Annotated in this window: 24 protein-coding genes and 3 tRNA genes; 14 read left to right on the top strand and 13 right to left on the bottom strand. The window is 68.5% G+C overall.

Translation table 11 applies throughout. The features are described 5' to 3' along the window. Position 1 precedes the first annotated feature (1 nt). The 3 genes from AXK60_RS13575 to AXK60_RS13565 are packed head-to-tail and all read left to right on the top strand — an operon-like array spanning position 2 to position 1148. Entirely contained in the window at positions 2 to 298 is a 297-nt protein-coding gene (locus tag AXK60_RS13575; RefSeq protein ID WP_068571669.1) for a hypothetical protein, read from the top strand. Beyond that, positions 298 to 828, top strand: a complete 531-nt coding sequence (locus AXK60_RS13570; RefSeq protein ID WP_068571668.1) for a hypothetical protein — start codon at positions 298 to 300, stop codon at positions 826 to 828. The genes AXK60_RS13575 and AXK60_RS13570 overlap by 1 nt, the downstream gene beginning before the upstream one ends. Continuing rightward, on the top strand, positions 828 to 1148 hold the full coding sequence (locus tag AXK60_RS13565; protein ID WP_068571667.1) for a hypothetical protein: 321 nt from the start codon (positions 828 to 830) through the stop codon (positions 1146 to 1148). Before AXK60_RS13570 ends, AXK60_RS13565 begins: the two co-directional genes overlap by 1 nt. A gap of 348 nt (positions 1149 to 1496) precedes the next feature. Here the strand turns inward: AXK60_RS13565 and AXK60_RS13560 are convergent, their stop codons facing one another. The 5 genes from AXK60_RS13560 to AXK60_RS13540 form a co-directional block, all read right to left on the bottom strand. After that, positions 1497 to 1718, bottom strand: a complete 222-nt coding sequence (locus AXK60_RS13560; RefSeq protein WP_068571666.1) for a hypothetical protein — start codon at positions 1716 to 1718, stop codon at positions 1497 to 1499. Between the two features lie 28 nt (positions 1719 to 1746). After that, complete coding sequence (locus AXK60_RS13555; protein WP_068571665.1) at positions 1747 to 2031, bottom strand: hypothetical protein; 285 nt, start codon at positions 2029 to 2031, stop codon at positions 1747 to 1749. Between the two features lie 50 nt (positions 2032 to 2081). Continuing rightward, entirely contained in the window at positions 2082 to 2966 is an 885-nt protein-coding gene (locus tag AXK60_RS13550; RefSeq protein WP_068571664.1) for a hypothetical protein, read from the bottom strand. Between the two features lie 87 nt (positions 2967 to 3053). After that, positions 3054 to 3494: a hypothetical protein gene (locus tag AXK60_RS13545; RefSeq protein WP_068571663.1), complete on the bottom strand. Its 441-nt coding sequence runs from the start codon at positions 3492 to 3494 to the stop codon at positions 3054 to 3056. A gap of 75 nt (positions 3495 to 3569) precedes the next feature. Beyond that, positions 3570 to 3797, bottom strand: a complete 228-nt coding sequence (locus AXK60_RS13540; protein WP_068571662.1) for a hypothetical protein — start codon at positions 3795 to 3797, stop codon at positions 3570 to 3572. Between the two features lie 97 nt (positions 3798 to 3894). Between AXK60_RS13540 and AXK60_RS25875 the strand changes: the two genes are divergently transcribed. Together AXK60_RS25875 and AXK60_RS13530 are read left to right on the top strand one after the other, a co-directional pair. Next, positions 3895 to 4491, top strand: a complete 597-nt coding sequence (locus AXK60_RS25875) for a helix-turn-helix transcriptional regulator (RefSeq protein WP_082778024.1) — start codon at positions 3895 to 3897, stop codon at positions 4489 to 4491. After that, entirely contained in the window at positions 4484 to 5692 is a 1209-nt protein-coding gene (locus AXK60_RS13530; protein WP_244881109.1) for a site-specific integrase, read from the top strand. Before AXK60_RS25875 ends, AXK60_RS13530 begins: the two co-directional genes overlap by 8 nt. 27 nt (positions 5693 to 5719) lie before the next feature. On the opposite strand, the gene AXK60_RS13525 is transcribed toward AXK60_RS13530, so the two are convergent. Continuing rightward, positions 5720 to 5792, bottom strand: a tRNA-Lys gene (locus AXK60_RS13525). 175 nt (positions 5793 to 5967) lie between these two features. On the opposite strand from AXK60_RS13525, the gene AXK60_RS13520 reads away from it, so the two are divergent. Both AXK60_RS13520 and AXK60_RS13515 read left to right on the top strand, forming a co-directional pair. Continuing rightward, positions 5968 to 6510: a PH domain-containing protein gene (locus AXK60_RS13520; RefSeq protein WP_068571659.1), complete on the top strand. Its 543-nt coding sequence runs from the start codon at positions 5968 to 5970 to the stop codon at positions 6508 to 6510. Next, positions 6497 to 8020, top strand: a complete 1524-nt coding sequence (locus AXK60_RS13515; protein WP_068571658.1) for a PH domain-containing protein — start codon at positions 6497 to 6499, stop codon at positions 8018 to 8020. The genes AXK60_RS13520 and AXK60_RS13515 overlap by 14 nt, the downstream gene beginning before the upstream one ends. Here AXK60_RS13515 and AXK60_RS13510 read toward each other — a convergent pair. Further along, positions 8007 to 8486, bottom strand: a complete 480-nt coding sequence (locus AXK60_RS13510; RefSeq protein WP_068571657.1) for a nitroreductase/quinone reductase family protein — start codon at positions 8484 to 8486, stop codon at positions 8007 to 8009. The two genes, AXK60_RS13515 and AXK60_RS13510, sit on opposite strands and share 14 nt — an antisense overlap. 48 nt (positions 8487 to 8534) lie before the next feature. Further along, positions 8535 to 9170 carry a S1 family peptidase gene (locus AXK60_RS13505; protein ID WP_068571656.1) on the bottom strand — a complete coding sequence of 212 codons (636 nt, stop codon included), beginning with the start codon at positions 9168 to 9170 and terminating at the stop codon, positions 8535 to 8537. Between AXK60_RS13505 and AXK60_RS13500 the strand changes: the two genes are divergently transcribed. Further along, positions 9151 to 9471, top strand: a complete 321-nt coding sequence (locus AXK60_RS13500) for a hypothetical protein (RefSeq protein WP_068571655.1) — start codon at positions 9151 to 9153, stop codon at positions 9469 to 9471. The two genes, AXK60_RS13505 and AXK60_RS13500, sit on opposite strands and share 20 nt — an antisense overlap. Before the next feature lie 178 nt (positions 9472 to 9649). Then, positions 9650 to 11149, top strand: coding sequence for a sodium/proline symporter PutP (putP, locus tag AXK60_RS13495; protein WP_068571654.1), 1500 nt, complete (start codon positions 9650 to 9652; stop codon positions 11147 to 11149). 89 nt (positions 11150 to 11238) lie between these two features. On the opposite strand, the gene AXK60_RS13490 is transcribed toward putP, so the two are convergent. Both AXK60_RS13490 and orn read right to left on the bottom strand, forming a co-directional pair. Then, positions 11239 to 11314 (bottom strand) — tRNA-His (locus AXK60_RS13490). 101 nt (positions 11315 to 11415) lie between these two features. Further along, positions 11416 to 12012 (bottom strand): oligoribonuclease, encoded by a 597-nt coding sequence (orn, locus tag AXK60_RS13485; protein ID WP_068571653.1) that lies wholly within the window; start codon positions 12010 to 12012, stop codon positions 11416 to 11418. 33 nt (positions 12013 to 12045) lie between these two features. Between orn and AXK60_RS13480 the strand changes: the two genes are divergently transcribed. Then, positions 12046 to 13593: a helicase HerA-like domain-containing protein gene (locus AXK60_RS13480; RefSeq protein WP_068571652.1), complete on the top strand. Its 1548-nt coding sequence runs from the start codon at positions 12046 to 12048 to the stop codon at positions 13591 to 13593. An 86-nt stretch (positions 13594 to 13679) separates the two neighbouring features. Here the strand turns inward: AXK60_RS13480 and cmrA are convergent, their stop codons facing one another. After that, positions 13680 to 14486, bottom strand: coding sequence for a mycolate reductase (cmrA, locus tag AXK60_RS13475; protein WP_068571651.1), 807 nt, complete (start codon positions 14484 to 14486; stop codon positions 13680 to 13682). Positions 14487 to 14676: 190 nt separating this feature from the next. Here cmrA and AXK60_RS13470 point away from each other — a divergent pair, with 190 nt between their 5' ends. Continuing rightward, on the top strand, positions 14677 to 15138 hold the full coding sequence (locus tag AXK60_RS13470; protein ID WP_244881108.1) for a DoxX family protein: 462 nt from the start codon (positions 14677 to 14679) through the stop codon (positions 15136 to 15138). Next, positions 15135 to 15533 carry a PPOX class F420-dependent oxidoreductase gene (locus AXK60_RS13465; protein ID WP_068571650.1) on the top strand — a complete coding sequence of 133 codons (399 nt, stop codon included), beginning with the start codon at positions 15135 to 15137 and terminating at the stop codon, positions 15531 to 15533. The genes AXK60_RS13470 and AXK60_RS13465 overlap by 4 nt, the downstream gene beginning before the upstream one ends. A 33-nt stretch (positions 15534 to 15566) precedes the next feature. Here the strand turns inward: AXK60_RS13465 and AXK60_RS13460 are convergent, their stop codons facing one another. Further along, complete coding sequence (locus AXK60_RS13460; RefSeq protein ID WP_068571649.1) at positions 15567 to 17597, bottom strand: NADPH-dependent 2,4-dienoyl-CoA reductase; 2031 nt, start codon at positions 17595 to 17597, stop codon at positions 15567 to 15569. 9 nt (positions 17598 to 17606) lie between these two features. Further along, entirely contained in the window at positions 17607 to 18161 is a 555-nt protein-coding gene (locus AXK60_RS13455) for a PadR family transcriptional regulator (protein ID WP_068571648.1), read from the bottom strand. A 109-nt stretch (positions 18162 to 18270) separates the two neighbouring features. Between AXK60_RS13455 and AXK60_RS13450 the strand changes: the two genes are divergently transcribed. Then, positions 18271 to 18344: transfer RNA gene (locus AXK60_RS13450), tRNA-Arg, on the top strand. Positions 18345 to 18477: 133 nt separating this feature from the next. Beyond that, positions 18478 to 18744 carry a hypothetical protein gene (locus tag AXK60_RS13445; protein ID WP_068571647.1) on the top strand — a complete coding sequence of 89 codons (267 nt, stop codon included), beginning with the start codon at positions 18478 to 18480 and terminating at the stop codon, positions 18742 to 18744. Position 18745: the final 1 nt, after the last annotated feature.

Genomic DNA, 18745 nt, shown 5'->3' with positions numbered 1-18745 from the left:
GATGACGCTAGCGGAACTGGGGGCGTTGCTCGCTGGCCTGCCCGGCGAGACCCTGGTGCTGGGGAGCGGATACGAAGGCGGCTTCGCCCGGGTGGCGGGCGCCGGCGTGGTCGAGGTCCAGGAGCTGGAACGCGGCGAAGAGCAGACGTACCTCGGACGCTACGCGACACCGGAGGCCGCCGCCGAGGAGATCGACGGCGGTCCCGGTGCCGAGTGGCAGACGATGGTGGGCGGCGAACCGCCGCGCCTGATCGGTGTGCCGGTCACGGCCGTGGTGCTGAGTCGGGAGGGACGCTGATGGCCAGGGACGACGCCTACTGGCAACGTATGAGCGAGTCGGTCGAGCGCGGCGAGTACACGGCGGCGGGTCCGGTCGAGTTGGGACCGGCAGCGCCGCTGCGGCTGTCCAGGATCACGCTCTACACCTTGGCGCCGGTTCTGAGTCACGTCGCGTCTGCCTACGCCGCGGTACTGAACGCGGAGCCGATCTGCGGTGAGGATGAGCGCGGCGCGTACGTCGAGGTGACCGACGCCGCTGGCTTTACCATCGAGCTTCGGCCCGTTGATGCCGGGGAGGTGTCCACCGTGACCAGGATGGAGTTCCGCGGCCCAGAAGCCCCGGATGCGGCCGAGCGTCTGCACATCGAGACCGGCGGGGTGCAGCGGCACCTCTACGGCGGGCGGTGGGACACGGTGGCTGGGAACTGTATCCGGTTGATCGGCCCGGGTGACGAGGTGAGCGGCGCGGAGCGGGAGCGCATCCGCACGGCGATTCAGCGTGGCGAGCTCGAGGCCGAGATTCAGCGGATGATCGAGGAGAAGAAGTAGTGGCGGTTCCGTGGCCCATCACGGCAGTCGAGTGTCGCGGCGGCACCGTCGTGCGGATCTGGCACGCGGACGGCACCGTAGCGGATCACGACTTCCGTTACCTGCTCGGCCGGGACGGGGTGTTCGCCGCGCTCACCGCCGAGATGACTCCGAGAGCGCAGCTGGTCGACGGCACGGTCGGTTGGATCTTGCCCGACGGCACCGTGATCGACCTCGCGCCCGACGCGCTTCACGCCCACGCCGTGATCGGGCAGTGTCCCGGTGGTATGTGCCGCGGGTGGACGGCGGAGCACACGGTGCTGGTGCGGCGGGCTGAGTAGGGGAGTCGATCCCTTAGCCTCGACCGCCTCGGTGTGGCACCGGCACCCCAGCCCGTCGCAACTGCGCGGCAGCATTCCGACACGAACGCCAGTCCGACGGCGATGACGGCACCGTGATCGCGGGGTGCTCGATGCCGGGCGGCGGGATCAGGCGCGGGTGTGCGCGACGCTTCCGGTGCTGCATGGTGCTGTCGGGCGAAGTGGATCAGCTCGGGGAGGTCGTCCACGCTGTCAGCTTCTCTTTGAGGCACTGACGAATTCAGGACGGAGATGGCGGGAACGGTCCGTGCAGCCATCGATGCGCATACTGCCGCGGTGTGTGCGCCGTGGCCCAGTAGCGGAACGCTGTTACCAGCGACCGGTCTTCGGGCGAGCGATCTGCTCCCCGAGGGGGCCGGTCCCGTAGTCGAGGGTCGCCTCGTTGACCTCGGCCTCGGCGTTCTCCCCAGGAGTCTGGCAAGCAGGACAGAGGATCCACGCGATCCGGCCGTTGCAGAACTGGGCGTTCCAGCCTTCGATGTTGCTGTGCAGACGGCGCCGGCAGCCGTTGCAGCGGTTGAGGTTAGACACGTGGTCCTTCCGTTGTGAGGGTGGTTGGTCAGGCGTGGACCCGAGCGGGGCCAACGATGTACATGACCGCGCCCATCAGGTCAGCGGTGTCGGCGGTTCCATCGCTCCCCGTCGACAGCTGCAGGAGCTCGGCGAGCTTGGGGTCGGAAAACCACGTGCGGCCAGGAACGGATGCGCAGTCGGCACTGTGGACGAGGAGGTCGGTGTCGTGCCAGCTGTACCAGGTGCACCCGCAGGACTCGTCGACGTCGCCGGTCATGGTGAGCTGCGACAGGTTCCAGAACGGCGCGGTGGGGTTGGTGTTCGTGTGCATGTGATTCCTTCCGTTAAGGGGTCAGGTGGTGTGTCTCGGTGCCGGGTCGGCTAGGCTGCGCGATCACGTGCGCCGGTGCCGCGCAGGGCCCACACGTGCTCCTTTACGATCAGCGGCTTGTCTTCGGGGCCGGCCACGTACGGGGCGACCCACCGCTTCCTGGTCCGTGCGCGGCCCTTGCCGTGTCTGTACGTGTGCATGTGCCCGCGGACGATCCAGCGGTGGGTGTACTCGCGTTCGCCGGTGACCGGTTCGCCGTTCGGCCCCCTGGTCGGGTTCGGGCGAGGGCGAACGTTGATCACGGTCACGCCGGGGACCGGTCGATTGCGCGTGTCGCGGGGGTCGCCGTCTCGCGCGAACGTAGCCTGGCGGGCTTCGGCGACGGTCGTCTCGCCGGCGAGAAGAGTGGTCGCGATCGCCAAGCGGCCCAGGAACTCTGCCGTTGTGTGCGCGTCGACACCCATGGCGTCCAGTCCGATGCTGCGCACACCGTGTTCGGTCCGCTGCCATACAGCGATTCCCGTCTGGGCTCCGTGGTACGGGGCCCAGGTGAGAGCGTCGATGGCGGTGGCGGTAGGGCCGAGCTGGATCGTGATGCCGCCCTGAAAGTAGATGAGGCCACCAGCCTCCCCAGGCTGGAGCTCGGGCAGTGCCGGGAGTTCCATGTCATCGATCGCGGTGTCGACGGCGAGCGTAGCCATGTCGGCCGACACCCACCACATGTCGCCAGTTGAGATCCCCGCGCTCTGGATGTCGATCGAGAGGGCCAGCGAGGTGATCGTCGGTAGCTCGGCGAGGTCGTCGGGGTGAAGGTTGTTGACACCGACCGTTCGCGCAAATTCGAGAGCGTCCGCGCAGTAGTCCACGGACCGATCGAACTCGGTCAAGATGTCGGCGCGCAGCTTCGGGAGTTGCGTCGCTCGGAGAGGTTTCACGGTTGCTCCTTAGGGGATGGTCGACGGCGGGTCCGGCCGACGCGGCGAGCGGCCTCTGGGGCGAGGCCGGCCATCGTGCCGGTCGGATCAGGCCGCCTCGACAGTGCTGGAGTTGAGAGTGAGGCCGGAGGCCGCGGCGAGGTAGCGGTTCAACACCTCGGGACTCACCTTCGCCGGGAGCGTGACATCGAGGCGCTCACGCTTACCGTTGTGCTGCCACTGGCGCGACACGGAGGTCAGCACCCAATCCCGCGACCGGCGGACCAGCGTCACCTGTGTGGCCTTGACGGACCGCCCGCCGTTATAGCTGCGAGCCCACGGCCCGGCCGGCAGGTAGGTGACCTTGGTGCCGGACCACAGTCTCTGAGGCAGCACGGCGAGACGCATTTCGGCCCGCGTCGCGATCTCGGCGAGGATTTCCGGGTGCACGCAGAATGCCGTGGCTCGGCCCTCGGCGACGTCGATCGCACCGCGGAGGCGGTCCAGGTGGGCGTCGTTGATGGGGATGGGCTTAATGAGATCGGTCATGTGAGTGCTCCTTTCGGTGATTTCAGCGGGGGTTCGGTGCCCTGTACCGGGTGCGGCGACCTGCGCCGCGGGTAGTCAAGCCGCCGGATGGGAGGCACGGAGGTGGAGCAAGTCGCGGAGCGGGGCGGTCGGCACGATGACGCGCGTGCCCATTCGGACGACCGGGACGGGGAAGGTGCCGTCGGCGACGGTGCGCGAGGCGGTGGCCTGGCTGACGCCGAGAAGAACGGCCGCGACGCCCAGGTTGACGGCGGTACGGGTCACGACCTGACGCTCGGCGTCGGCGGGGCTGGGAAGCGACATGGGAATCCTTCGGATCACGGCGTGCCTGATGGTTACTCTGTGACTCCATGAAAGCATAGGACTCGCGAACAGCGCAACCATCAATTACCCTGTGGGAATGATCCTGGGATTCGGCAAGGCGTACGGAGAACGTGTCCGGGCGCTACGAGAAGCGGCCGGCGCGACGCAAGAACAGCTCTCGCGCGAACTCGCCCGGTTCGGTGTTGTCTGGAGTCGCGCACGTGTTGCCCAGGTCGAAGCCGGTCGCGGGGTCCCAGATCTGGAGACGATGATGGCGGTTGCACGAGCGCTCACATTGCTCGGTGGAAACGCTGTCCGCCTCGCGGACTTGCTCCCGGAATGGACCACCGGCAGGGAGGTCGCAGCGCTGCGTATCGCACTCCACGGCGAGCCAGTGCCGATGATTCCTCCGCGCTCTCCGGAGATCGGCACTGTTCCTGAACCGGATCCGAGAGATGACCGCGCCTACGGCGTTGTGGAGGACCTTGTCGTGAAGCAGGTCGGCGACCATCCCGAAGTCGTACTGCGGGTTGCGCGGCGCCTGTATGGGCACTCCGGGACAGAAGAGCGCGCGCGGCGTGCCGGACTAGATCCGTCGCCGCAGCGGCTCGGGGCCATGGGGAGGCCGATTGTGAAGGAGTTGGTTGAGGCCGTGCGGGCTGAGCTTGAGGACGGCGGCGGTGGTCATGGGTAGGCCGAAACTTGAGATCGGCACCTACGGGGAGCTGACTACCGCAGAGCTCCGTCCCGGTGTGTGGGAGGCGGTCGCCCGGTACCGGGACCTCGACGGAGTGACCCGCCGGGTGAAAGCGCACGGAGCCAGCCAGGCGAAGGCCAAGGCGGCGCTCCGCGGCAAGCTCAAGGAGCGCAAGCGGACCAACGGCGGCGGGGGAGATCTGACGCCTGACAGCACGGTTGAAGAGCTCGCGGAACTGTGGCTCGCGCACGTCCGGCTCGAGCACGACCAGGCGGTCGAGCGCGGCGCGAAGCCGTCGAAGTCCTCAGACTCGATCTCCCAGTATGAGCGGTGTCTCGAGAAGGTGATCGTGCCCGCACTGCGGAAGGTCACGTTGCGCGAGCTCCGGCCGCAGCGCGTTGACCGCTTCCTGCGCACCCTGCCGGCAAACGGACGCATGGCGAAAACGGTGCTGTCTCAAATTTGTGATCTCGGTGTGCGGTACGAGGCGCTGGACGTGAACCCCACGCTGCGTGGGTACGTGCCGCCGCGCGCTCAGACAGATCGTCGGGTGCTCACGCCCGAGGCAGCGGTGCAGTTTCGGCAGCGTGTCCACGCGTGGATGCATCAGGGTGCGACGCACGGCCCGAAGCGGGGCTACGACCGCCTCAGGATCGTTGACGTATTGCTCGGCACGGGTATCCGGATCGGGGAGGTCCTGGCGTTGGCATGGGCCGATGTCCTTGATCTCGATTCGGACCACCCGACGCTGTACGTCGGCTGGCACCTGGATAAGGCGAGCAAGCGTGTTGAGGGCCGCAAGAGTGGCGGGGCGCCGTACGAGTTGAGCTTGCCGCCGCTGGCGGTGGAGGCGCTCAAGGAGCAGCGCGACCTGCAGCTGCCGTTCGACCTGGTTTTCCCGACCAGGAACGGGACTGCGCAAAGCGAGAGCAATGTCCGCCGTCACCTCCGTGAAGCGCGCGGAGACGACATGGGCTGGGTCGTCCCGAAGACCATGCGCAAGACAGTATCGACGGCAGTGTACGAGGCGAAGGGGCTTGAAGCTGCGCAGCGTCAGCTCGGGCACGCGACGCCGGAGACGACGCGCAGGCACTACGTGAAGCCGAGCGAGAAGGCACCTGACAACCGGGAAGCGCTGGCGGAGTATTCAACCCGTATTCGACCCGCCGACCCTCAGGAACGAGAAAAGACCGGGTAAGATACCCGGTCTGACCTGCTACTATTGTGCGCCATCAGGGACTCGAACCCCGAACCCGCTGATTAAGAGTCAGCTGCTCTGCCAATTGAGCTAATGGCGCGTACTTGCTCGCCTCGTGCTCTCGCTCGCTGCGTGCTGAAGTACTCTAGCAAGACGGAACGGGAAACATGAAATCGGCTGTTCAGGTGGTGTTTCTGCGCTTGTCGCCGAGCTCGCGCGCCTGGCCCACCGCGTGGGCGCTGGCACCGCGCCGGACCCTCTGCTTAGCTGGGCGCATGGCCGTCCCCGGAATCCCCGTCGACCCTGGAGCGTCCGGTGCCACCGGCACTGCCGAGGTGCTCAGACCACCCGCTCATCAGGTCTCGCCCCGCGCGAAGACCTGGTGGACGGTGCGCGCCGGGATCCGCTGGGTCGTCGTGATCCCCGTGGTCACAGTGGTTCTCGCCGTCATTCCCGCCGTGCCGTGGTTCGTCGCCGTCCTGGCCTTCCTGGTACTCGCGGCCGGCGCGGCGGCGCACCTGATCGTCATGCCGCGGTTCCGGTACGCATTCCACCGCTGGGAGATCAACCCGGTCGCGGTGTACTCGCAGGCGGGTTGGCTCACCCGCACGCGGGTACTGATCCCCGTCTCACGCGTGCAGGTGATCGACACCGTCGCCGGACCGTTGGAGCGCGCCTTCGGCCTCTCGACGGTGACGGTGACCACGGCCTCGTCGGCGGGCACCGTGCGGATCTCGGGCCTGCCGACGGAGACCGCGCAGTCCATTGCGGCGAGCCTGACCGTGAGCGCGGCGGAGGACGCTGATGACGCGACCTGACGAGACCGAGTGGAACCGACTGTCGCCGTGGGGGATCGGGACCCGGGTGATCAAGTCCATCCCGTCGCTCATTCCGGCGCTGATCGGCGTCTTCTTCCTGGGGCGCGCCGCGGGACCGGTGTTCTTCGTCATCGCCGGTGTGGCGATCAGCGTGCTGGTCGGCCTCCTGCCGTGGCTCACCACCCGCTGGCGCGTCACCGAGGATCAGCTCGAACTACGACACGGCCTGGTGCGCAAGATATCCGCCACCGCGCGCCGCGACCGGATCCGCAGCGTCGACGTGACCGCCGGCCCGATCGAGCGCGCCCTGTCGCTGCGCAAGGTCGTCGTCGGCACGGGCGTGGGCGGCAAGGAATCCGCGCTCGTGCTCGACCCGATCCCGGCCGCGCTCGCGGAGCAGCTGGGCCGGGACCTCCTGCGGCGCACGGCGGCACCGACGACACCGTCGAACCCGGACACGCACGCCGACGGCGACAACGCGCCCGTAATAGCCCCTGAGCGGCCCGAGGAGGAGCTCGCGCGCCTGCGCCCGGGCTGGATCCGCTTCGCCCCCTTCTCGCTCACCGGGTTCGCCGTGGTGGCGGCCGGCGCGGGCATCGGGTTCCGGATCGTCGACGAGGCGGGCCTGCGCGAGCGCGGCTCGGAGCTCGCGGAGTCCTGGTTCGCCCGGATCCTCGATCTCGGTGCGGCTGTGATCATTCCGGGCGCGATCGTGCTGGTCGTGGTGCTCTCGGTTCTCGTGTCGGTCGTCGCCTACGTGCTCGCGTTCTGGGGCTTCCGCCTGGTCCGCCGGTCCGACGGTGCGCTGCACTCCACCCGCGGCCTCATCTCCACTGTGGCGGCCACGATCGAGCGCAAGCGCGTGCGCGGTGTCCAGCTGCACGAACCGGTGCTCATGCGCATCCCGGGCGGCGCGAAGCTCAGAGCGATCGCGACGGGGACCGATCGCAATCCGACGCTGCTCCCACCTGCGCCGCGCGAGGAGGCGGTGCACGTCGCGGACGCCATCCTGGGCCGGCCCGGCGCGGTGGAGACGCCGCTCGTCGCGCACGGTCCGATGGCCCTGCGCCGGAGGTACACCCGAGCACTGCTGGCATCGGTGATTCCCGTCGCGGCGCTGATTGCTGTCGCCGTCGTCGTGCCGGGGACGTGGATCTGGAAGGTACTGCCCCTGGTGGGCGTTGTCCTGGGGCTGGCGGCGTTCTGCGCGCGAGTGCGCTACGCGAACCTGGGATCCGTCACCGACGAGCGACTGGTCATCGTCGGGGCGGGCACGCTGGCGCGGACCCGGACCGCGCTCGAGTTCGACGGGGTGATCGGCTTCGTCACCACCGAGACCTTCTTCCAGCGCCGGGCTCGCGTCGCGACGCTGACGGTGGCGACCGCCGCGGGTGCGTTCGGCGCCGTCGACGTGACCCCCTCCCGGGCCGCGGCCACGGCGCGCACCGTCGAACCCGAGATCGTGACGCCCTTCCTGACCGCGAGTGGGAGCGTCGTCAGCGAGGCGTGAGCCGGAACAGCTTGATCGTGCGGCCACCCGCCCAGTCCACGTAGTCGTCGTACGCGGGCCACACCGCGACGATGCTGGGCCACAACCGTTTCCGGTCCGACTCCGAGACCCGCCGCGCCCGCACCGCCGTGCGGCGGGTGCCCAGCAGGACCTCCGCGTCGGGGTTCGCCTCGAGGTTGTACGACCACGCCGGGTGGTGCTTCTGGCCGAAGTTGGACGCGATCACCACGTAGTCATCGCCGTCGCGCACGTACAGCAGCGGCACCGTGCGGGCCAATCCGCTGCGCTTGCCCACCGTGGTCAGCGTGAGCTGGGGGAGCAGCGCCTCGGGGATGAGATGCACCGCGCCGCCGCTGATCCGGGTGACGGCCTTGTCCAGCGGCACGGTGGCGCGCACCATGCGGGACACCGCCTTGTGCTTGCCCAGCTGCAGGAACCGCGTCTTGAGGTCGTCCAGGATCGCCATGGCGGCAGTGTAATGACATCCGAGCCCCGCCGCGCGGGGATCGGCGTGTCAGCGCGTCGCGAGCTGGGCGCCGCCCGCAGCGCGGAGCACCGCGTTCAGCGAGTAGTACTGCGTGAGCCGCTGCGTCACCTGGCCGGAGTCGCTGTCGGTGAGGGTCACGGCGTCCGTGATGATCCCGATCGCCGCGTTGTCGGAGGTCCGCACCAGCGGCCCGCCGCTGTCGCCCTGCGTGGTGACGATGTCCGAGACCACCCAGTCGTTCATGACCTTGGTGACCTTGCCGCACCGTCGGCCGTTCACTGATCCCAGCTGGCACACCGGATCACCGACGCGCGCGGTGCCCACGGAGCGCGGAGCCATGCCGGGCGCGGACGCCAGCAGCTTCACGTCCGGGTCGGTGAGCCGGAAGGTGCCCCAGTCCGGGCCGAACGGGTCGACGGGGGAGTAGTGCCCCGGGCGGTTCGGGTCCTCCTTGACCTCGGGGGCCTGGGACTGGACGACCTCGCCGACGATCCACTTCTTCACCCCGACCGGCTGCTGCGGCGCACCGCAGTGCCCCGCCGTGACGCCCAGCCGCTCGCCGTTCGGCGCGGTGACCGCGAAACCCATGGTGCACTGCAGGGATTCGAAGCGGCCGCCACCGAGCGAGCGCTGCAGGATGTCGATGCGATCACCCGGCGCCACGGACTTCGGGGCGGGAGTCCGCGTCGGTGCGGTGCTCGGGGCCGACGGTGCGCTCGTGCTCGGCGTGGAGGGGGCCGCGGGCTTCGGCGTCGCGGAGGCGCTCGGCTTGGCGGGGGCGCTCGGCTTGGCGGGGGCGCTCGGCTTGGGCGAGGACGGAACCGCCGGCGAGGGAGCAGGAGCCGCGGTCGCCGTCCCCGGGATCAGCAGGGCTCCCGTTACCAGAGCGGTGACCACCCCGATCGTTCCGCGTCGCAGTGCCGCACCGTTGCGCGTCCCGTCGGCCAAGGTCGAACCCTCCTAGGGTCTCGGTCTCCAGTCGTGAATCGGCGCGCGTCGAAAGCGCCGCAGAAAATCGTCGCCGAGCCTACCATTCCCGGTGCACTGCTTCGAACGAGATCAGTGTGCCGAACTGGGCTTTCGTCACCGGCAAAACCATGCACGAACAGCCAGTTCCGGTTCTCGGATAAGAGGGGACATCTGTGTCGGACCAGACCTATCAGACGATCGCCGTGACGCTGTACTTCGCCGCGATGCTGTACATCGGTTGGAGTGCCTACCGGCGCACCAAGGACAACCTCGACGAGTACATGCTCGCCGGTCGAGGTCTCAAGCCGTGGGTCGCGGCGCTGAGCGCGGGCGCCTCCGACATGTCGGGCTGGCTGCTGATGGGCCTGCCCGGTGCCATCTACGCCAAGGGGCTCGTCGAGGCGTGGATCGCGATCGGACTGACGGTCGGGGCGTGGCTGAACTGGAAGTTCGTCGCGCCGCGCCTGCGTTCGTACACCGAGGTAGCCGGCAACTCGATCACCATTCCGAGCTTCCTCGAGCATCGGCTGCGCGACCGGTCCCGGTCGCTACGCATCGTGTGCGGGCTCATCATCCTGGTGTTCTTCACGTTCTACGTCTCCAGCGGCATGGTGGCCGCCGGCAAGTTCTTCGACAGCACCTTCGGCGTGCAGTACATGCACGGCATGCTGATCGTCGCCGTGGTCACGATGATCTACACCCTGTTCGGCGGCTTCCTGGGTGCCACGCTCACCGACGTCGCGCAGGGCCTGCTCATGCTGGCCGCGCTCGTCGCCGTCCCAATCGTGGCGCTCATCAAGGTCGGCGGACCGTCGATCACCATCGACACCGTCGACTCCGTGAACCCCGATTTCTTCAGCCTGTTCGCGGGCGGCACGGCCCTCGGCATCATCTCCGCCGCCGCGTGGGGCCTCGGCTACTTCGGGCAGCCGCACATCATCGTGCGGTTCATGGCGCTGCGCACGCCGCAGGAGGCCACGACGGCCCGACGGTTCGGCATCAGCTGGATGGTCGCCACCGCGCTCGGCGCGATCGCCACGGCGTTCATCGGCATCGCGTACTTCGCTCTGCATCCGGAGAAGGCGCCGAAGGACCCGGAGACCGTGTTCCTGGTGCTCGCCCAGATCATGTTCCACCCGTTCGTGGCGGGTCTGGTGCTGGCCGCCGTCCTCGCCGCGATCATGTCGACGGTGTCCTCGCAGCTCGTTGTGTGCTCGTCGGCGCTGGTGGAGGACCTGTTCAAGATCTTCGCCGAGAAAACCGGCCGGGACACTCAGATCTCCGACAAGACCTACGTGCTGCTGGGGCGCCTCGGCGTGCTCATCGTCGCGGTGATCGCGGTGCTACTCGCCATCGACCCGTCCGACAGTATCCTCGAACTCGTCGGCTTCGCCTGGGCCGGTTTCGGATCCTCGTTCGGCCCGATCGTCATCCTGGCCCTGTTCTGGCGCCGGCTCACCGCCGCGGGCGCGCTGTCGGGCCTCATCGTCGGTGCGGCCGTCGCCTTCGTCTGGGGCCAGTGGCCGCCGTTCGATCTCTACGAGATCGTCCCGGGCTTCCTCGCGAACCTCGTGGTCGCCATCGGCGTCAGCCTCGCCACTTTCAAGGCCGACGGTGCCGTCGACGCCGAGTTCGACCGTGCGGCCGCGCTCGCGGCGAAGGTGCCCGCGTAGATCGGACATCGGCCGGGGCGCTGCGCATCCGGTGGTACGACGAAGGCCGGTCGGGCAGCAATTCTGCTGATCGACCGGCCTTCACCGACTGGGGTGGATGACGGGACTCGAACCCGCGACAGCCAGAATCACAATCTGGTGCTCTACCAACTGAACTACACCCACCAGGTGCCTGGGATCGCCAGGCTCGAAGAACTTTACCCGACGGCTCCGGTGGAAGCTAATCGGTATGGCTTCCACGCGGCCGGGCTACCTGACCTGCACGATCAGGCCGGACCCAGCTCGGTGACGACTGCGGAGATCTCGTCGGTCGACGGTCCCGGCGCGGGAACGAAGGCCGTTCCGCGGTAGTACTTGAGCTCCCGGATCGACTCGCGGATGTCGGCCAGCGCGCGGTGCGCCAGGCCCTTGTCGGGCTGGCCGAAGTAGATCCGCGGATACCAGCGCCGGCAGAGCTCCTTGATCGAACTGACGTCCACCATGCGGTAGTGCAGGAAGCCGTCGAGCTCGGGCATCTCCTGAGCGATGAACCTGCGGTCGGTGGCGATCGAGTTGCCCGCGAGCGGCACGGCGCCGGCCTCGATGTGCTCACGCAGGTACGCCAGCACGGCCTCCTCCGCTTCGCGCACGGTCACCGTCGACCTGCGGACCTCCTCGGTCAGGCCGGAGCGGGCGTGCATGTCCTGCACCACGGGCGGCATCGCCGCCAGGGCGTCGTCGTCCACGTGGATCACCAGGTCCACGCCCTCACCCAGGATGTTCAGGTCCCCGTCGGTCACCAATGCGGCGATCTCGATGAGGCGGTCGGAGGTCAGGTCGAGGCCGGTCATCTCACAATCGACCCATACGAGTTTGTCGTCCACGCGGTTCAGCGTATCCAAGCTAGTGTTTCCCCCGTGACTGACAACGCGAACTCCCCGGCGCAGACCATCGCGGCCGGCTACGAATTCTCGGGCCCCGCGCTGGAGCTCGGCACCGTCCTGGTGGACGGCACCGTCGACCCGTCCGCGAAGGTGCGGATCCCCCTGGCGATGATGAACCGGCACGGCCTCGTCGCCGGCGCCACCGGTACCGGTAAGACGAAGACGCTGCAGCTCATCGTCGAGCAGCTGTCGGCCAACGGTGTCCCCGTGGTGCTCGCCGACATCAAGGGCGACCTCGCGGGCCTGTCCAAGCCCGGCGAGGCGAACGACAGGACCGCCGCCCGCGCCGCCGATACCGGCGACGACTGGAAGCCGGCAGGAGTGCCGACGGAGTTCGTCTCCCTGGGCACGAAGGGTGTCGGCGTCCCGATCCGCGCGACCATCTCCTCCTTCGGCCCGATCCTGCTGTCGAAGGTGCTGGGGCTCAACGCCACCCAGGAGTCGACGCTCGGCCTCATCTTCCACTGGGCCGACCAGAAACAGCTCGAGCTGCTCGACCTCAAGGACCTGCGCTCGGTCATCGCGTACCTCACCTCGGCCGAGGGCAAGGCGGATCTCGAGGGTATCGGCGGTGTCAGCAAGCAGACCGCCGGCGTGATCCTGCGCGCCCTGGTCAACCTCGAGGCCGAGGGCGGCGACACCTTCTTCGGCGAACCCGAGATCGACATGGGTGACCTGCTTCGCACCGCGGGTGGCCAGGGTGTGGTCACGCTGTTCGAGCTCGGCGACCAGGCCGCTCGGCCCACGCTGTTCTCGACCTTCCTGATGTGGGTCCTGGCCGACCTGTTCCAGTACCTGCCGGAGGCGGGCGACCTCGACAAGCCGAAGCTCGTCTTCATCTTCGACGAGGCGCACCTGCTCTTCGCCGACGCCAGCAAGGCCTTCAAGGACCAGGTCGAGCAGACGGTCAAGCTGATCCGCTCGAAGGGCGTCGGCGTGTTCTTCTGCTCGCAGCTGCCCACCGACATCCCGAACCCGGTGCTCAGCCAGCTCGGCGCCCGCATCCAGCACGCGCTGCGCGCCTTCACCCCCGAGGACCAGGCCGCGCTGTCCAAGACGGTCAAGACCTACCCGACCTCGCCCGCCTACAAGCTCGACGAGGCCCTGACCAGCCTCGGCATCGGCGAGGCGATCGTCACGGTCCTCTCCGACAAGGGAGCGCCCACGCCGGTCGCGTGGACCCGGTTGCGCGCCCCGCGCTCCCTCATGTCTGCGATCGGCGACGATGCCATCCGCTCGGCCGCGCAGGCCTCGCCGCTGTGGGCGAAGTACTCGCAGACCGTCGACAACCTGTCGGCGTTCGAGAAGCTCGCGCAGAACGCCCAGCAGGCGCAGCAGGAGAACGCGCCGGCCGAGCAGGCGCCGCCGCCCGCGCCCGCGCCCAAGAAGGAGGAGGAAGAGTCCGGTTGGGTCTCGGACGTGATGAGCAACCCGGCCGTGAAGTCCTTCCTGCGGTCCGCGGCCTCGAGTGCTGGCCGTGAGCTCTCCCGCAGCATCTTCGGCACCAAGCGACGCCGCTGAGCGGGCACGCCAGAAAAAGTCCGGTCATTCGTCTCCAGGATCCTGGAGACGAATGACCGGACTTTTCTCGGTGCGGGGCGGGCTCGTCAGTTACCGGCGAGCTTCTTGTACATCTGCCCGACGATGGGCGCCATGATCGCGCGCGGGGTGTAGTGGCCCGCCATGGACATGCCCTTGGACAACAGCCCGGGGACCACGCGCATCTTGTTGCGCTCGAGCGCGTCGAGGGTGACCCGAGCGGTGTACTCGGTGTTGACCCAGAGGAACTCGGGCACGACCTTCTCGACCGTGGAGCGGTCCTCGGGATCGGGGAGCTCGGTGCGCACGGGGCCGGGGGCCAGCAGGGTGACGTGCACGCCCGTGTTCTTGAGCTCACCGCGCAGCGACTCGGAGAAGGTGTTGGCGAAGGCCTTCGAGGCGGCGTAGGTGGCGTTGTTCGGGATCGGCATGTTGCCGGCCGCGGAGCCGGTGATCATGATGCCGCCGTTGCCACGCTCGACCATCTGCGGCAGTACGGCCAGCGTCAGGTCGTGCACGGCGTTGGCGTTGAGCTCGAGCTGGGCGCGCTCGTAGTCGAAGTCGAGGTCGATGACGCGGCCGAAGGTCGCGGTGCCGGCGTTGTTGCAGAGGATGGAGATCTCGCGCGACGCGAGTTCCTCGCAGAGCACGCCGCGGGCCGCGTGATCGGACAGGTCGACGCCGCGGACCTCCGCCTCGACGCCGAACTCGGCGCGCAGCTTCGCGGCCAGCTCCTCCATCGGACCGGTACTGCGGGCGACCAGGATCACCGAGTGGCCGCGCCGGGCGAGTTCCGTGGCCAGGGCGACACCGATGCCGGAGGAGCCACCGGTGACGACGGCGCGGGCGGACGTGTTGGGTGCGGGTACAGGCATGGGGAAGATCGTACGGGAGGGTGTCGGCAATGCCGTATCGCGAAGATCGCGCTGTGACGACGACGGTCCTGGCTGGTGAGCGGCAGTGCGCCACCGTGAGCTCCGCCCGGGTGGCCACGACTCGGATGGCGAACCCGGTGCGAGTGGTTTAGGTTAGCCTCACCACTCTACCGATACGCTCGAGGTGACCATGATGAACCGCTGGGCCCCTGTGTACCTGTCCGTGCTTAGGATCGTGATCGGCGTGCTCTTCGCCCTCCACGGCGCCGCCACCTTCTGGGGCCTGCTCGGCGGGCGGCAGTCCAGCCCGGAGGTCTTCGCCTGGCCGAGCTGGTGGGGCGCCGTGATCCAGCTGGTGGGCGGTCTTCTCGTCGCGATCGGCGCCGGTACTCGGCCCGCCGCGATCATCACGTCCGGATCGATGGCGTACGCCTACTTCGCGTTCCACGCCGCCGATGGCCTCTCGCCGCTCGCGAACGACGGCGAGCTGTCCGTCCTGTACTGCTGGGTGCTGCTGCTGTTCGCCTTCACCGGTGCCGGTCCGATCAGTGTCGATGCTGTGATCGGCCGCCTCCGAGCACGAGATCGCGACGAGGCGATCGTCTCGTCCGACAGTGCCGACCAGAAGGATGCGGCAGAGTCTGCAGTGTGACCGTACCGATCCCGGACTCCGCCCGCTCGCTCCTCGAACGCCCGCTGATCGTCGACCTCGCGACGGTCCGCCCGGACGGCGCGCCCCAGGTCAACCCGATGTGGTTCCTGTTCGAGGACGGCCTGATCTGGTTCTCCCACACCGACGCCCGGCAGAAGTACCGGAACATCCGGCACGAGCCGCGGGTCGCGATCGCCGTTGCGGACCCCGCGGACCCGCAGAACTACCTCGAGGTGCGCGGCCGGGTCGAGCGGATCGAGCCCGACCCCACGGGCGCCTTCCATTCGCGCCTGTCGGAGCACTACGGCGAGGGGCCGCACGTCCCGGCGGACGCGGCGCACCGCGTGAAGATCGCGGTGCGCCCCGTCCGGTTGTCGGGACGCGCGGCCGGCTGACCGCGGTGGCGGGCGCCGTACCCGTCCGCCGCGCTACAGCGACGCGGCGAGCTCGGTGCCCTGCCGGATCGCCCGCTTGGCGTCCAGCTCGGCGGCGAGCGCCGCGCCGCCGATGACGTGCGTCTTCACGCCGCGTTCGGCGAGCGCCTCGTCGAGGTCGCGCACCGATTCCTGACCGGTGCACAGGATCACGGTCTCGACGTCGAGCACGCGCGCGTCCGTGCGCTCCTCGCCGAAGGTGATGTGCAGGCCTGCGTCGTCGACCTTCTCGTAGTTGACGCCCTTGAGCTGCTCGACGCCCTTCATCTTCACCGTCGCGCGGTGCACCCAGCCGGTGGTCTTGCCGAGGCCGATGCCCTGCGGGGTGCTCTTGCGCTGCAGCATATACACCTTGGACCGGGTCGACGGTGCGGGGGCCGGCTTGGTGATGAAGCCGGGCACGTCGCCCTGGCGGGTGACGCCCCACTCGGCGTTCCACTCGTCGAGGTGCAGGGTGGGGGACTTGTCGGTGGTGACGAACTCGGCCACGTCGAAGCCGATGCCGCCGGCACCCATGATGGCGACGGTGTCGCCGATCTCCTTGGCGCCGCTGATCGCCTCGGCGTAGGTGATCACCTTCGGGTGCTCCACGCCGGGGAAGGACGGGACGCGCGGCACGACGCCGGTCGCGATGATCACCTCGTCGAACTTGCCGGCCAGGGTCTCGACGTCGGCGCGCGTGTTCAGGTGCACCGCCACCTGGTTCCGGTCCAGCATCGTCGTGAAGTAGCGGATGGTCTCGTTGAACTCCTCCTTGCCCGGGATCTTCGCGGCGTAGCCGAACTGGCCGCCGATCTTCTCCGAGGCCTCGAACAGTTCCACCTTGTGTCCGCACTCCGCGGCGCTGACGGCCGCCGACAGCCCCGCCGGTCCCGCGCCCACGACCGCCACGCGCTTGGCCGAACGGGTCGGCGCCAGAACGAGATCCGTCTCGCGTCCCGCGCGCGGGTTCACGAGGCACGAGACCTTCTTGTGCACGAAGGCGTGGTCCAGGCAGGCCTGGTTGCACCCGATGCAGGTGTTGATCTCGTCGGCTCGCTCGTCGCGCGCCTTGTTCGCCCACTCGGGGTCCGCGAGCAGTGGGCGGGCGACCTGGACCAGCTGCGCGTCGCCGCGCTCGAGGAGTTCCTCGGCGGTGGAGGGCATGTTGATCCGGTTGGCGGCGCAGACGGGGATGTTCACGGCGCGGGTCACGTCGGCGGTGAACGCGGTGAACGCCGCGCGGGGCACCGAGGTCACGATGGTGGGGACACGGGCCTCGTGCCAGCCGATGTCGGTGTTGAGGATGTCGACGCCGGCGTCCTCGAGCTTGTGCGCCAGCGTGAGGATCTCGTCGCGGGTCTGTCCGTCGGGCACGAAGTCCGCCATCGACAGCCGGAACACGACGATGAAGTCCTTACCGCAGCGCTTGCGGATCTCCTTGACGATCTCGACGGGGAAGCGTTGCCGGTTCTCGGCGGAGCCGCCCCACTCGTCGGTGCGCTTGTTGGTGTGCGCGGCGAGGAACTGGTTGATCAGGTAGCCCTCGCCGCCCATCACCTCGACGCCGTCGTAGCCGGCCTTCTGCGCGGTGCGCGCGGCGTTGCCGAAGTCGCGGATGGTCTTGCGCACCTCGAAGCCCGACATCGCGCGGGGCTTGAACGGGTTGATCGGAGCCTTGATCGCGCTGGCGGAGGCGCTGAGCGGGTTGTAGGAGTAGCGGCCGGCGTGCAGCAGCTGCATCGCGATCTTGCCGCCCTCCTTGTGCACGGCGTCGGTCACGCGCTTGTGCAGGATCGCGTCGATCGGCGAGGACATCTTGGCCCCGGCGGGCAGTAGCCAGCCGGTGATGTTGGGGGAGTAGCCGCCGGTGATGATGAGGCCGACGCCGCCCTTGGCGCGCGCCGCGAAGTAGGCGGCGAGCTTGCCGATGTCCCAGGGCATGTCCTCGAGCCCGGTGTGCATCGAGCCCATGACGACGCGGTTCTTGAGCGTCGTGTGGCCCAGGTCGAGGGGCTCGAAGAGGTGGGGGTACTTGGCTGACATGGTTGATCCTTAATCCGCTGATTCAGGGCTTGGGCTGGGTAGGGCTCGAAGGACCTCGTCGAGCCAGTCGACGGTGCCCTGTTCGGACAGCACGCCGCCGCGCAGTACGAGGTACTGCTGCAGCTCCGTGCCCGTGAGGATGGCCGGGGTCGGGTAGTCGCGGCTCTCGAGCGTGCGGAAGAGTTCGGCCCGCTCGGCGTGCAGGTCCCGGACGCGCCGGACCTCGTTCGCCAGGTCGGGCAGGTCCGACGGTGCCGCGCCCCGGATCCTGGTGGCCAGCTCGCGCCGGTCCGTCGAATCCTTCCCCGGGGTGCGGATCCATTCCGACAGCGTCTTCCGCCCGGTGTCGGTGATCGTGTAGACCTTCTTGTCCGGCTTACCGTCCTGCGCCTGTTCGACGTAGGTGACGAGGCCGTTCTCGGACATCCGCGCCAGCGTCTTGTAGATCTGCTGGTGCGAGGCCCGCCACCAGTGCCCGATCGAGCGGTCGAAGCGCCGGGTGAGCTGGTACCCGGTGCCCGAGCGCTCGCTCAGGGAGACGAGCAGTGCGTGTTCGAGGGCCACGCTGTCGACGCTACCGTCGCCTCGACAAATATGCAACTAGTTGCACATCATGTCGATGCACGACTCAGTGACATGGGAGGTTGCCGATAGGATGACCACCGCACCACCAGCCTCCGTAGCTCAGTTGGATAGAGCAAGAGCCTTCTAATCTCTAGGTCGCAGGTTCGATTCCTGCCGGGGGCGCACAGGACGGCACTCGACAGTGCGTACGCGTACAGGATGTGACCTGCGGAAATCGGGTGAAATGGGGTGTCGCGCAGCCGGTGCGCGGCGTTACGATCAGCACTGGACGTGGGGGCCTCACAGGAGGTGCTCGATGAAGCGATCAGTACGGATCTTCGCGGTCGCGGCGTGCGCGGCCGCGTTGTTCGGCAGCGGCGGGACGGCGTCGGCCGATCCGCCGCCCGCACAGCCACCCGTCGGTTCCCACTGCGGCAAGCCCGGTGAGAACAAGGTGATCACCTCGGTCCACACCTGCGCGACGATCAACTCCAACTGCACGGGCTACGACATGATGATCATCGGTCGCGTCGACAAGTGGGGGCACTGCGTGATCCCGGGCATGAACGGGACCACCTGGTGAC

It is taken from the genome of Tsukamurella pseudospumae, assembly GCF_001575195.1.
GTDB lineage: Bacteria > Actinomycetota > Actinomycetes > Mycobacteriales > Mycobacteriaceae > Tsukamurella > Tsukamurella pseudospumae.
Note: the sequence above shows the minus strand (reverse complement) of the source record. Positions and strands in the feature narration are given on the sequence as shown.